Origin of the sequence: Mycobacterium sp. 3-98, from assembly GCF_035918355.1 — a bacterium.
Lineage (GTDB): Bacteria > Actinomycetota > Actinomycetes > Mycobacteriales > Mycobacteriaceae > Mycobacterium > Mycobacterium intracellulare.
In genome coordinates this window covers 5,068,588-5,081,604 of sequence record NZ_CP142360.1, presented here as the reverse complement: position 1 = coordinate 5,081,604, position 13,017 = coordinate 5,068,588, and the positions used below count along the sequence as shown (strand labels likewise).

Genomic DNA, 13,017 nt, shown 5'->3' with positions numbered 1-13,017 from the left:
GGCCCCCTTTTAACGAAGCACCTTGACGGGCACGTTCTTCCAGCCCGCCACGTTTTGCATGGTCACCCGTTTGCACCCGGCCAAGTCGACCTCGTAGCGCGGCATGAAGTCGAGCAGCCGCTCCAGCGCGATCCTGCTCTCCAGGCGGGCCAACGCGGCGCCCAGGCAACTGTGGATGCCGTACCCGAGTCCGAGGTGCTGCGCCTCGGTGTGATCGCGCTCGATGTCGAACGTGTCGGCGTTGGTGAAGGCATCCGGGTCGCGGTTGGCCGCGGCTCCGCACAGGAACACGGGTTTGCCCGCCGGAATGACGCCGCCGCTGACGTGGGCCTCTTTGAGGGTGTAGCGGACGTTGTATTGCACCGGCCCCTCGTAGCGCAGGAGTTCTTCGACCGCCCCGGGGATCTTGTCGCGGTCCTCCTGCAGCTTCTGCCACTGGTCGGGGTGATTGGCGAAGATCACCGCGGCGTTGCCCATCAGTTTGGTGACGGTCTCCGCGCCCGCGCCGCCCAGAAGGGTTGCGAACCCGCAGATCTCGATGTCGTCGAGCTTGCGCAGCTGCCCGCCTTCGCCGGGAATCTCGGCGGCGATCAGCCGGCTGATCATGTCGTCCTGCGGCTCCTGGCGCCGTTCCTGGACCAGGCTGAAGTAGTACATCGCCGTGTCGATGTTGGCCTGCACGCCGGCCTCGCTGACCTCGATCTGGCCCGGCTCGTGGTGCAGGCTGGTGTCGATCCAGTGCCGGACCTGCTGGCGGTATTCCTCGGGCACACCGGCCATCCGGGTGATGACCTCCACCGGGAACGGCCCGGAGAAGTCCTGCACGACGTCGAAGTTGTCGGGGTCGACCGCGCCCAGATACTTGTCGATCACCTCGATGATCGTCTCGCGCTGCGATTGGATCGCCCGGGGGGTGAACGCCTTGTTGAGCAGGCTGCGCATGTGGCGGTGCTCTGGTGGGTCCATGAAGATGATCGACTTCTGCTCGGGGGCAATGCCCCGCCGCACCATCGCCAGGTCGCAGCCGCGTGCCGACGAGTACGTCTCGAAGTCTTTGAACGCGGCCGCCACGTCTTCATGGCGGGTCAACGCGTAGAAGTCCTCTTTTTCGTCGTAATACAGGGGCGCGTCCTCGCGCATCCGCCGATAGATGTCGTACGGGTTGTTGAAGTAGTCCTCGGAGTATGGATCGAAGACGACTTTCGCTTTTGTCACTGAATCCTCCTCAGCGGCGAGGTCGGGCTGAAACCTTTACAGCGGAGTCCCCGACTGTAACGCTAACGGTAATACCTTCGTGACGAACCGGAAAGACCAAAACGCTGGCATCTCAAACCATCTTCGCGGTGTCGATCGCCGTGATGACGTCATCCAGCGCGCCCAGGTCGCTACCCAGTTCCGCCGCGACATCGCGCACCACGGCCACGTCCTTGCCGACGAAGTCGCCGATTACCTCGATGAACGACGCGACGGACCCGCCCGCCGCGACGAGGTCCAGCACGCGACTGGTCGCGCTGCCATGGCCCAGGGCGCTCAGCAACGTCGATTCGGGCACGCCGAGGCGTTCGCCCAGCCTGATGGCTTCCGCGAGCAGCCCGATCTGCCCCGCGAAGAGGGCGTTGTTGACCAGTTTCACCTTCTGGCCGGCGCCGGCGGGCCCGACGTGCAGGACCGGATCGCCGTAGCAACCCAGCAGCGGTCGTACCCGGTCCACCGCCGGCTCGGCCCCGCCCACGAACAGGGTGAGCCGGCCGGCCGCGATGTCGTGCGGGCCACCGCTGACCGCGGCGTCGACGACGTCGACGTGATCGGCGCGCGCGGCGATGGCCTCGATGGTGTTGGGGCTGACGGTGGTGTGCACCACCAGTGCCGATCCCGACGGCATGTCCGGTAGCAATCCGCCGTCCAGGCACACGCGGCGCACCTGTTCGTCGGTGAACACGCAGAGCACCACCACGTCGGCGTGCGCGCCGGCGTCGGCGGCCTCCGCGACGACGCGCGCGCCCAGTTGCTCGAGCTCGCGGCGCTTTTCGGCGGTGCGTCCCAGGGCGTGGACGTCGTGACCGGCCGCGACCAGACGACCGACCATGGGGCCACCCATCCGCCCCGCGCCGACGAATCCGACCCTCAACGGGGGTGCTCCATCAGCGTCAGCGCCGCATCGGCCGCCGCGAGCACGGCGCCGCCGTCGGCCCCGGCCTGGTCGGCAAGGTCGACGACCAGCCGGACGTCCTTCTGCAGCAGCCCCCCGGCGACACCGGCCAGCCGATCCAGCCCGCCGATGCCGCCAAGAGCATTGAGCGCAAAGCTGTTTCCACTGCTGCGGGAGACGACCTCGGTGAGACGCTCCGGGGTGACACCCAGCGCGTCCGCCAGCGACAAGGCCGTCGCCGCCGTGGCGAGGTTGGCGGTGAACAGCAAGTTGTTGAGCAGCTTGGTGGTCTGCCCCGAACCCAGCTCGCCGAGATGAACCACCGGATCGGCATAGGTTTCGAAGACCGGGCGGCAGCGTTCGACGGCCTCGGTGTCACCGCCGGCCATCACCAGCAGGCGACCTTCCGCCGCCGCTCCGCCGCCCCCGCTCACCGGCGCATCGACGATCGAAACACCGACCGCCCCAGCCCGCTTCGCCAGTTCTCGGCACGTCTCGGGGTGCACCGTGCTGTGCACCGCGATGATGCCGCCCGGCTTCATCGCCGAGAGCAATCCGCCTTCGCCGCCGGTGAGTTCGTCGATGTCGGCGTCGCCGACGACACAGAGGCAGACCAGGTCACTGGCCGCGGCGAGTTCGGCCGGCGAACCGGCGATCTGTGCCGGGGTGTCGGCGAACGCCTCGAGCGTCGCGGGCCGGCGCGCCCACAGCGTGGTGGCGTAGCCGCCCTCGGCGATGCGCCGCGCCATGGGCCCGCCCTGACTGCCCAACCCGATGAACCCGACGCGCATCAACCGGCCTCCAAATCGGCTTCGTCATCGGCCGACCGTGACACCTCAGTCACGTTCGGGCCCGACGGTGACTGTGCTGTCACGTTCGGCGAGTCGGACGAATCCGACCGGGCCCTCACGCATTCGTCCGCGAACGCCAGAACCGTGGCGTGGTAAGCGGGCGCCGTGTGCCCGAGGCTGATGTTGTGTCCCGCATCGGGTTGCCGATGAACGCTGAACCGCGGTGTCGTGGAGAACAGCTCCGCAATCTCGTCCATCGCCGAAGTGTCGTTCTGCCACACCTTTTCGTGCTCGGCGATGCTGAACCGCACCGGCACGCGTATGGCGGGGGCGAGCGCCGGGAAATCCTGGCGCGCCCAGTTCGACACCATCTGGTCCTCGTAGGACGGGGCGGTGGGGGAGACCGTCGCGCCGTTGAGAACCTCGGGCGGATAAAGGCTTTCGGGCTGCCACAACAGGTCACGCAGTCCCGCGGGACGACGTTCGCGCGTCGCCGTCTTCAGGATGTCGCGGGCCGCGGGGTGATAGTGCCGGCCGGTCCCGGCCAGTTCGATCCCGAGCAGATCCGCGCCGCGCCCGTCGGCCGCCATCCGCATGACGAGTTCGCAGCCGCCCGAATGGCCCATCAGAAACAGCCCGGCGCCGCGCGGCTTCTGCGCGAGGATGCGATCCACCGCCCCGTACGCCAGGTCGACTCGTTGCTCGGGTTGCGCCATCGCCTCCGGATAGGGGGCCGAGCTGCCATAGCCGGGCCGGTCGAGAGCGACGACGGTGAATCCCGCTGCGGCGCCGCTGCGTAACAGTGAGGACGACGGGTGGCCGGGGCAATCGAAGTAGACGGCGGTGGTGCCGCCGCCGTGGATGGCCACGATCACGGCCTTCGGGTCGGCGGCTTCGGCGACAATGGCCGACATCGGCACCCCGTCGACGATGACGAGTCGAGGGCGGGGCTGGGCACTCATGCGCCGCTCCTCCTCATCGCTTCGCTTTGCATCGTCGCCGGCGCGGCGGGACTCACCGGTCCGCTCGCAGCAGGATCACGCCGCTGGGAGTGAGGCCGCCGCTGCTGACGACGCCGACGCGGGCATCCGCGACCTGCCGGTCACCGGCCTCGCCGCGCAGCTGGGCGACGGCCTCATGCAGCAGACCCATGCCGTGGGTGCGGCCGTGCGAAAGCTGGCCGCCGTGTGTGTTGAGCGGAAGCTGGCCGTCGCGGGCAATGTTCTTGCCGCCGTCCAGGAATTCCCTGGCCTCACCGATCCCGCAGAATCCGAGCGCCTCGATCCAGGACAGGCAGTTCATGGTGAACCCGTCATACAGCTCGGCCACGTCCACGTCGGCGGGACGCAGCGAGGTCCGCGTCCAGACGTGCGCCGCCTGGCCCAGTACCTGCGGTTCGTGCGTGAGCGTGCTTTGGTCCCAATCGATTCGCTCGACGATCTGGGTTCCCACGGCCTCCACGAGCACGGGCGGCTTGGCCAGGTCGCGGGCGGCGTCGGCGGCGGAGACGATGACGGCGATCGCGCCGTCGCACGGCACGTCGCAGTCGTAGAGGCCGAAGGGAGTAGTGATCGGCCGCGCGTCGAGGTAGTCCTCCATCGTCATCGGGGAGCGGTAGATCGCGGTCGGGTTGAGTTCGGCGTTGGCTCGCTGGTTCAACGCGATCCAGCCCAGCGTCTCCTTGGTGGTGCCGTAACGCTGAAAATGCCGCTGCGCGTTCATCGCCAGGGTGTGTGCCGCAGAGGTCGCGCCGAATGGCATCTGCCAGCCCGACATTCGGCCCATGGACGGGGCGATCTTGCCCTGCTTCATCAGCTCACCGTGGGTGGCTTCCCACAGCGTCCGGAAGCACAGCACGTGACGCGCCAACCCGCACGCGACGGCGAGCATCGCGGCGATCACCGAGCCACCCGGGCCGAACGTCTCCATGGCGCCGTTGTGCCATGTCGGCCGGATGCCCAACGCGGCCTCCAGGGCGGTGACGCCGCCCTCCCCGAAGCCGCCGACGTTGATCGCGCCGGGGTAGGTGGACAGGCCGTCGATGTCGGCGAACGTCAGGCCGGCGTCGGCGATCGCCGCCTCACAGGCCTGCACGGTCAGCGCCAGCGGCGGCTGCATCAGCCGACGCCCGATGGGCGACATGCCGATTCCGGTGAGGGCGACCTTGTCTTCGAACTTCTCCGTGGTGAGCATGGGCCGGACGTATTCGCCGAAGCGCTCGGGCGCGATCTCGTCGACCGGCAGCCGGCCGGGCTCGGCGCCGGAGACGGGCCGGAACAGCGGAAACCACACGTCCTCGGCCTGCTCGAAGACGACCTCGACCTGTTGGCCGAGTTCGAGCTCGTCGGGATCGCATTCCACGATGTTGGTGGTCAGCCGAACCCGGGGGTCTTCATCGATCGCGACCTGGGCGATCACGTACGGCGCCGGCAAGCCGGGCAGGCTGAACCGGCGGTTGATGGTGAATCCCGCGAGGGTCGCCCTGCCCGAGACGGCCCGGACCCCGACATCCAATGAGCGGCAGTACCGGCATACCGGCGCGGGCGGGTGGATCAGCGATTCGCAGCTCTTGCATTCCTGCAGCCGTAGCTTTCCGTCGGCACCCGAGGTCCAGAAGAACTCGTTCTCGGGCGTGACCAGGGGCAATGGGCGGCCGGGTGCTGCTGACACGTCACCTCCGGTGCGTCGCACGACCAATTCGGTAGGGCCGTTATACGAATCGGAGAATCACGTTATCACTTGCGCGCAGGCACGATCTAGACCGCACGTATCGCACGGGTGCCGTCAGTACGGGACCCAGGTGCCGGTGAAATAGGTACCCCATTGGTGAAAGCCGGCGTTCCACATCGGTTCGTTCGGTGACCACCATGGCCGCGGCGGAGGCGGCGGTGGCACGTCCTGCGCCGCAAACTCCGGCGCGTAGTCCGGCGGAGCGGTGTACCAGTCCGGCAGTGGCGGCGGCGGTTTGCACTCTTCGGTCGTCCGATTCCACGACATGTTGCGATCGCACTCCGCGGAGGCGATCGCCGGAGTCGCGATCACCCCGACCGCCATCGCCGCGACGGCGAGCGCGATGCCGGTGGTCAAACGACGAACAAACCACTGCATGGTGGGCCTCCTGTTGGGGCCTTTCCGACGTTGGCGGGTTTCAGCTTATTGCGTCGGGCGCTATGCTCCAAGCGCGATATCAAGTACTTAACATTCGGAGGCCTGGTTGCTCGTAGCGGAGAAGATCCTGATCACCGGGGCGACGGGCAAGATCGCGTTTCCCATCGCGCGCGCCCTGGTGGCAGCGGGAAACGAGGTGTGGGGCGCCGCGCGCCTGAAAGATGCGACGGCGCGGGGAAAACTCGTCGAGGCCGGCATCAAACCCGTCGCGCTGGACGTCGGCGCCGGCGAGTTCTCCGGTCTCCCCGAGGATTTCAGCTACGTCTTTCACGCGGCGGTCGACCCCGGCGCGGACGACTGGGGCCGCTGCGTCGAAACCAATGCGCAGATGTCGGGCGAATTGCTGTATCACTGCCGCGCCGCCAAGGGCTTCGTGTTGTGCTCGACCGGCTCGATTTACGCGTACCAGGGACAGCGCCCATTGACCGAGGCCGACCCGCCTGGGGTGCCGCTGCGCGCCAACTACAGCTTCTCCAAGGTTGCGGCAGAGGCGGTCTGCACGTGGATCGCCAGGCATTTTCGCATTCCGCTGACCATCATCCGGATCTGTTCGACGTACGGGCCGCAGGGCGGTGCGCCCGCCGACCGCCTCGATGCGATGCTGGCGGGCAAGCCCATTCGACTGCATCCCGACAAGCCGAACAACTACAACCCGATCTATGAGGACGACTACGTGGAACTCGGCATCCGCGCCATGGAAGTGGCCGCGACGCCGCCGGTCGTGGTGAACTGGGCCGGCAGTGAAACGGTCAGCGTCGAGGATTACTGCACGTTCATGGGTGAGCTGATCGGTGTCGAGCCCAACTTCGAATACACGCCCGACGCGCACACGCCGCTGTGGCCGGACGTCACCCACATGCACGAGGTGCTCGGCCGCACGAAGGTGCCGTGGCGCGAGGGCTTCCGCCGCATGATTGCAGCCCGTCATCCCGAAATAGCGCTGCCCCAGCACGATTCGACGCGAGGGTGAGGACGAACGCGATGCATCTACCCGGCACACCCTCGGACGAGGTCCCCGAGGTCCTCGCCACCGGCGACGGCGGGATCACCACCCTGTTCGTGTCCATGGCCACGCGCCACCCCGAGGGCAAGGACGCCGAATACCTGCGCTGGCACACCCTCGACCACCGCCCCGAACAACACCGGCTGGCCGCGGTGCGCGCCTCGTTGCGCCTGGTGTCCACGCCGGCCTGCCGCACCGCACGCGCGCTCACCGAGGGGCCGTTGAACGCGGTCGACCACGTGATGACCTACTTCTTCACCGACGTCGCCGGACTGCACGATTTCAACGAATTGTCCACCGCGCTCGGCAACGCCGGCCGCAAGCTTGCCTTGCTGCCACCCGTGGAGCGCGGCGTGTACGACGTGCAGCACAAGGCGGCGGCGCCCGGGATCAAGGCCGGGTCGGACGTCCTGCCATGGTTGCCCGCGCGGGGCGTGTACCTGTTGGTCGAACGCGGGTCGGCATCGCCGGACCCGCTGCTCGAAGTCGACGGTGTGACCGGTGTCTGGTCCGCACTATCGCGCCGGGTCGACGCCAAACTGGCCAGCGCTCAGGGCAATCAGTCGATCACGTACTGCTTCCTGGCTGACGACCCGGTCGACACCGCGGAGCGGATGCGACCGGTGCTGACCGACCGCTGGGCCGATCACCGCGTCGAACCCTTGTTCGCCGCACCGTTTTTCGCGGTGGTGCCCTATGAATGGGATCGATATGTCCCGTAGACGGCGAGAGTCGAGGGTCGCGTGCGCATCGGCTTGATGGTTGGCTCCGACAAGGAGCGCGCGCGGGCGGACCGGCTGGCCGGGCTGATCGACGACGGGACGGGCGCCGAAAGCGCCGGCTTCGCCGCGTTCTGGATTCCCCAGGTTCCCGGCTACCTCGACGCGATGACCGCCGTGACGCTCATCGGGCAGGCGACCGATCGCATCGAGATCGGGACCGCGGTCGTGCCGATCCAGACGCGCCACCCGATGATCATGGCGCAGCAAGCCTTGACGACGCAGATCGCGTGCGGCGGGCGGTTCACGCTCGGCATCGGTCCGTCGCATCATTGGATCGTCAACGGTCAACTGGGGCTGGCCTACGACCGCCCGGCGCGCCTGATGGGCGACTACCTCGACGTGCTGAACGCGTCCTTCGCGGGACCGGGCAGCGTCGACGTCGACAACGAAAGCTATTGCGTCCATTCGCCGGTGGATGTCACGGACGCCTACGGCGTGCCCATCTTGTTGTCGGCGCTGGGACCGGCGATGCTGCGGCTCGCGGGCGAGCGGGCCGGCGGCACCATCTTGTGGATGGCCGACGAGCGCGCGATCGCGGACCACGTCGTCCCGCGCATCACCTCGGCGGCGACCGGGGCCGGGCGGCAGGCGCCACGAATCGTCGCCGGTGTTCCCGTCGCCCTGTGCTCGGCCAACGAGGTCGGCGATGCCCGCGCGTACGCCAGCGAGGTGCTCGGACACGCGGATTTCTCGCCGAACTACGTGCGGCTGCTGGAACACGGCGACGCCGAGGACGTCGGCGACACCATGGCGGCCGGCGATGAACGGGCCATCCTCGCCCGGTTGTCCCGCTACCGTGACGCGGGCGTGACCGACCTGGCGGCGCGAATTGTGCCGCTGGGCAAGGATGTTGGCGAGCGGGCCGACTCGCGGCGCCGGACCCAGGACTTCCTGTCGTCGCTGTGTCCGGAGTTGTGATCAGCGCGCCGGCAGGCCGAGGACCCGCTGGGCGATGATGTTGCGCTGAATCTCCGACGTGCCACCGGCGATGGTGCCCGCGTAGCTGCTGATGTAGCGGGCGAACCAGCCGGCGGTGAAAAGGTCGGGGGCGTAAGGGTTGTACGGGGCCGTCAGCCCCTTGGCGCGCAACCCGTCGGCGCCGGCAGCGTCCAGCGCGTGCCGCAGCGCGCTCTGCTCGGCCTCCGAACCGAAGACCTTCAGCACCGACAAGGCGGCGACGTCGACGTCGCCGCGGGCCGCGCGCCCCAGCGCCGCCGAACCGAGCAGCCGCAGCGCGTAGTAGTCCATCACAATGGTGGCGTAGTGGTCCGCGTTCAGCTCGTCGGCCGGCCGGTAGTCCTCGAGCAGTTGCTCGAGCCGGTTCGCGAACGCCATCCACATCAGGGTGCGTTCGTGGCCGAGCGACCCGTTGGCCACCCGCCATCCGCCGTTGAGCGGGCCGACCAGGTTGTCCGCGGGCACCCGGACGTCGTTGAAGAACACCTCGTTGAAGTCCAGCTCGTCGGGGTCATAGACCGAGGCGAAGGGGCGGCGCTGAACCCCGGGGGTTTCGGTGGGGATGAGCAGGGCGCTGATCCCCTTGTGCCGCGGCGCATCTGGGTCGGTGCGAACGAAGGTCAGGATGACGTCGGCGTCATGGGCGCCCGACGTCCATACCTTCTGCCCGTTGACCACGAAGTGATCGCCCACCAACTCGGCCTTCGTCCGCAGCCCGGCCAGGTCGGAGCCGGCGCCGGGTTCACTCATTCCCAGTGAGGCGGTCTTGTCGGCCCGCAGAATCGGGACGGCCCAGCGCTGCTTTTGCTCCTCGGTCCCGAAGGACAGCAGCGACGCGGCGATAATGCCGACGCCTTGGGGGTTGAAGCAGTGATAGATCCGGCGCCGCGAGAGTTCGTCGCGGTGCACGAACTGCTGCAGGATGTTGGCGTTGCGGCCGCCGAATTCGGGTGGGTTTCCGGGCAGCAGCCACCCGTGGTCGAACTGGAGCCGCTGCCAGCGGCGCGACCACTCGGGCACATGCGAGGTCGACGAGGGGCGCTCCGCGGCCTGGGCCTCCACCGGCAGATGTTCGTCGAGAAAGGCGACGAATTCCGCGCGGAAGGTTTCAACGTCGGCGTCAAAGGTGAGTTGCATGGTCGCTAAAATTCAGGCCCGCAGAAGTTCAACGGGTGAAACCCCATTCGGCTTCGTTCTCTTCGGTTTTGAGGTTTTCCGCCGGATCCTCGGCATCGGCGAGTGGCGGCTGGGGGGCGCGAGCGGTGCGCTGACCGATTTCGGTGATCGCGTGCACGGGGCAGTCCAGCAGCGCCCGCATGACCGCATCGCGGTCCGCTTCCGCGACCGTGCCATCGCCGATCAGGGATGCATACCCCCAGTCGTCCAGCGAGAAGTATCCCGGCGCGTGTTTGGCGCAGATGCCGAAGCCGTCGCAAATGGTGCGGTCCAGACGGATTTTCATGCGTGCCTCACAGCTTCCGCCTCGTAGGGGCGCTCGGCGTGGAACGCGCCGCGGGCGCAGTCCGCGCACGCGCCATCGACGTGCGCGCCGACTTCGTCCGGGAACTGATCGAGCAGGCTGGCGGCCACGTTGGTGGCGGCATCCAGGGTCGCGCAGGCCCCGCGCCCGCGCAGCACCACCGACCAGCGTCGCAGCCGCTCGACGTCCTCTGGGGTTGCGGCGCCGTCACGCAGGGCACCGGCCGCCGCGGCCATCGCCGCCGTCCCGTTGAAGCACGAGCCGCACTGTCCGGCGTTCTCGCGGTCGAAATAGGCCAGCACCGACGCCGCCACGGCGACGGGGCAGTCGTCCGTGATGACCGAGATCGCGCCGCAGCCCAGCCCGCTGCCGACCCGTCGCATCGTCTCGTGGTCCAGCGTCGTCTCCAGCACAGAGCGGTTGAGCAGGCCGGCGAAGTAGCCGCCCATCAATGCGCCGCGCACTTGGTCGGCCGGAACGCCGTGCACGGCAAGCAATTCGGTGAACGGCAGGCCGTGGGGAAGCTCGTAGAGGACCGGCGGGCGCCCGGCCCCGGTAATGGTGGCCAGGAAGGTACCCGGCGACAGCGGCGTGCCCTGCGCGCGGAACGCCGCCGAGCCATGCCGCTGCAGGTAAGGCAGGTTGGCCAAGGTTTCGACGTTGCTCACCAAGGTCGGCCGGTCGTCGACGCCCGCCTCGAATGGGCGGGGCGGCTTGTCCGTTGGCTTGGCCGGGCCGCCGTTGATCGCGCGGACGGCCGCGGTCTCCTCGCCGGCCACGTAGCCGGCCGGCACGGCCAGCATGGTGATCGGCACGCCGAGCGTGTCGGGGCCCAGCTCGCCCAGCGCGGTCTCGACGCTGTGCGCCGACTCCGCGTCCGACACATAGAGGTAGGCGCGGTCGGCGGCAACAATCGTTGCGGCCAACCGCAGCCCGTCCAAGACCAGGTGCGGACGGTTGCGCAGCAGCCAGCGGTCCTTGATCGACGCCGGTTCTCCCTCTTCGCCGTTCGCGACCACGACGGGGCCCCCGGTGTCCGCCATCAGGCGCCCGTTCTCGCGCACCGTCCGCAGTTTCACCGCAAGCGGGAACGCCGCGCCGCCCCGGCCCACCAGTCCGCCGGCCTCCACCTCGCCCAGCAACGCGTCGGTGTCGGTCAGCGGGTGATAGCCGCCGGCCTGCCGATAGGCGGCCAGGTCTTCCCGGCCCGTCTGCTCGGACAGCAGCCGTGGCGAGCACCCGGCGGGGACGGCGGTGGTGGTTGCGGACTGGGTGGTGTTCAAAGCTGGCCTGCCATCGTCTTAGTTAGGCTTGCACACATGCGAACTGCCGTGGTGCGTGTCAACGTCGACCCGGAAAGCGGGCTCACACCCGCACAACTACGTGACGGCATGGCAGCTCTCCACGAGCTCGCGACCGCGGTGGGCGCCGACGTGGTCAAAAACGACCTCGCCACGATGCCGGTGCGCCGCCGCGAGGTCGAATTGCTCATCGCGGCCGAAGACAGCGCCGCCGCGCAGAACACCGCAATCAATGTGTGCGCCAAAGCTTTCGGCACGACCCCGCGCCCGGGCGTGATCACCTTCGTCAGCCGGGGGACCAACGACGACGCACACGGGGTGCTGTCCGCCTTCGGGCTGACCGGTGACATCGAGCGAACCCCGGGCGACGACGGCTTCGACATCGTGCACGTGACGCTTCGGGAGAAAGACCTCGAACGGATTCCGGAAAGCCGTGTGCACACGGCGCTGGAGGCGTCGCTCAATTGCGAGGTCCACATTCGCACCCGGTAGGAACCACAAAAGACGACGTAGGGACATTACGAGCCCAGGAATTCCAGGATCGCGGGCGCCGCCTGCACCCACGTGTCGAACATGTTGAAATGCTGCACCCTGCCGGCGGCGCGGTCTTCGGACGCGCGCTCCCAGGCGTCCTCGGGCCAGGGCGGATCAATGAGCTTTGACCCCTTGATCAAGCAACTGACCTCCAGCGACGTCCGCTTGGGGTGATCCATGTCGTTCTCGCCGCCGCGAATGATCAAGGTGGGGACCTTGATCCGGTCGAACATCTCATCCTCGACGCCGGGAATCGTCTGCCCCGGCTTGGAAACGAACGCGTTGAGCCAGCGCAGCATCACCTTGAGGAATTCGTCTTTGTCGAAGTCGAGGAACCGCTGCTTGTTGTCCGGGTTCTCCTCGATGCGCTCCCGCCATTCCTGCACCTTCACCACGCCGTCCATGCCGGTGCCGCGCACCGCGAGGATGCTGGGAACGATGTAGAAGGAACCGAGCACGAAGGTGCCGTAGATGCCGCCGACGATGTTCCACACCACGAGCTTGGTGACCATCTCGGGGTAGAGCATCGTGGTGAGCATCGAATCCCTCGCCCCGCCAGAGCCTCCGGCGAGAATGCAGCGCTCGAAGCCCAGGCCGGTCACCAGCTTGTGCAGCGTCTCGGCGCGCATGTGGGACTCGCTCTGCCCGTAGAACTGCACGTCCGAGGCGCCGCAGTTGGGGCGGTCCCACAGCAGCACCCGATAGCCGCCCGCGGCCAGCGCGTCGGCCAGTGGGCGCAGGCCGGGGATCTCCTTGCTGAAACGGCCGCCCGGCGTCAGGGCAATGAGATCGCCCGAGTCACCGAGGATTTCGTAGACGACATTTCCCCCGTTGATCTCGATAGAAGGCACC

The 13,017-nt window shown here is 68.0% G+C and carries 14 protein-coding genes; 4 read left to right on the top strand and 10 right to left on the bottom strand.

Annotation, left to right across the window (positions count from 1 at the left end; genetic code table 11):
• Positions 1-9: 9 nt before the first annotated feature.
• The 6 genes from QGN30_RS23770 to QGN30_RS23745 form a co-directional block, all read right to left on the bottom strand.
• The gene (locus QGN30_RS23770) at positions 10-1,215 is read right to left on the bottom strand and encodes a cytochrome P450 (protein WP_009952165.1); all 1,206 of its coding nucleotides are present in this window, start codon (positions 1,213-1,215) and stop codon (positions 10-12) included.
• Between the two features lie 112 nt (positions 1,216-1,327).
• The gene (locus QGN30_RS23765) at positions 1,328-2,086 is read right to left on the bottom strand and encodes an NAD(P)-dependent oxidoreductase (protein WP_014381827.1); all 759 of its coding nucleotides are present in this window, start codon (positions 2,084-2,086) and stop codon (positions 1,328-1,330) included.
• A gap of 38 nt (positions 2,087-2,124) precedes the next feature.
• Positions 2,125-2,940, bottom strand: a complete 816-nt coding sequence (locus QGN30_RS23760) for an NAD(P)-dependent oxidoreductase (protein WP_009952161.1) — start codon at positions 2,938-2,940, stop codon at positions 2,125-2,127.
• Positions 2,940-3,902, bottom strand: coding sequence for an alpha/beta hydrolase (locus QGN30_RS23755; RefSeq protein ID WP_248923497.1), 963 nt, complete (start codon positions 3,900-3,902; stop codon positions 2,940-2,942). Before QGN30_RS23755 ends, QGN30_RS23760 begins: the two co-directional genes overlap by 1 nt.
• Positions 3,903-3,954: 52 nt before the next feature.
• Positions 3,955-5,610, bottom strand: coding sequence for a thiolase C-terminal domain-containing protein (locus QGN30_RS23750; RefSeq protein WP_248923498.1), 1,656 nt, complete (start codon positions 5,608-5,610; stop codon positions 3,955-3,957).
• 114 nt (positions 5,611-5,724) lie between these two features.
• Positions 5,725-6,048, bottom strand: a complete 324-nt coding sequence (locus QGN30_RS23745) for a hypothetical protein (protein WP_014383854.1) — start codon at positions 6,046-6,048, stop codon at positions 5,725-5,727.
• Between the two features lie 106 nt (positions 6,049-6,154).
• Between QGN30_RS23745 and QGN30_RS23740 the strand changes: the two genes are divergently transcribed.
• From QGN30_RS23740 to QGN30_RS23730, 3 genes are read left to right on the top strand one after another with little or no spacing between them, the layout of a single operon-like run.
• A complete protein-coding gene (locus tag QGN30_RS23740; RefSeq protein ID WP_038535048.1) occupies positions 6,155-7,078 on the top strand; it encodes an NAD-dependent epimerase/dehydratase family protein in 924 nt (307 codons plus the stop codon).
• An 11-nt stretch (positions 7,079-7,089) separates the two neighbouring features.
• On the top strand, positions 7,090-7,833 hold the full coding sequence (locus QGN30_RS23735) for a hypothetical protein (protein WP_014383856.1): 744 nt from the start codon (positions 7,090-7,092) through the stop codon (positions 7,831-7,833).
• A gap of 21 nt (positions 7,834-7,854) precedes the next feature.
• Positions 7,855-8,811 (top strand): LLM class F420-dependent oxidoreductase, encoded by a 957-nt coding sequence (locus QGN30_RS23730; RefSeq protein WP_009952155.1) that lies wholly within the window; start codon positions 7,855-7,857, stop codon positions 8,809-8,811.
• Here QGN30_RS23730 and QGN30_RS23725 read toward each other — a convergent pair whose 3' ends face one another.
• Genes QGN30_RS23725 through QGN30_RS23715 form a run of 3 tightly spaced genes read right to left on the bottom strand, consistent with a single transcriptional unit; the run spans position 8,812 to position 11,613 of the window.
• Complete coding sequence (locus QGN30_RS23725; protein ID WP_248923499.1) at positions 8,812-9,987, bottom strand: acyl-CoA dehydrogenase family protein; 1,176 nt, start codon at positions 9,985-9,987, stop codon at positions 8,812-8,814.
• 28 nt (positions 9,988-10,015) lie between these two features.
• Complete coding sequence (locus QGN30_RS23720) at positions 10,016-10,312, bottom strand: ferredoxin (RefSeq protein ID WP_008253702.1); 297 nt, start codon at positions 10,310-10,312, stop codon at positions 10,016-10,018.
• A complete protein-coding gene (locus tag QGN30_RS23715) occupies positions 10,309-11,613 on the bottom strand; it encodes an NADH-ubiquinone oxidoreductase-F iron-sulfur binding region domain-containing protein (RefSeq protein ID WP_042792234.1) in 1,305 nt (434 codons plus the stop codon). The genes QGN30_RS23720 and QGN30_RS23715 overlap by 4 nt, the downstream gene beginning before the upstream one ends.
• Positions 11,614-11,649: 36 nt before the next feature.
• On the opposite strand from QGN30_RS23715, the gene QGN30_RS23710 reads away from it, so the two are divergent.
• A complete protein-coding gene (locus QGN30_RS23710) occupies positions 11,650-12,123 on the top strand; it encodes a hypothetical protein (protein WP_038535053.1) in 474 nt (157 codons plus the stop codon).
• A gap of 26 nt (positions 12,124-12,149) precedes the next feature.
• On the opposite strand, the gene QGN30_RS23705 is transcribed toward QGN30_RS23710, so the two are convergent.
• Positions 12,150-13,016 carry an alpha/beta fold hydrolase gene (locus tag QGN30_RS23705; RefSeq protein WP_009952150.1) on the bottom strand — a complete coding sequence of 289 codons (867 nt, stop codon included), beginning with the start codon at positions 13,014-13,016 and terminating at the stop codon, positions 12,150-12,152.
• Position 13,017: the final 1 nt, after the last annotated feature.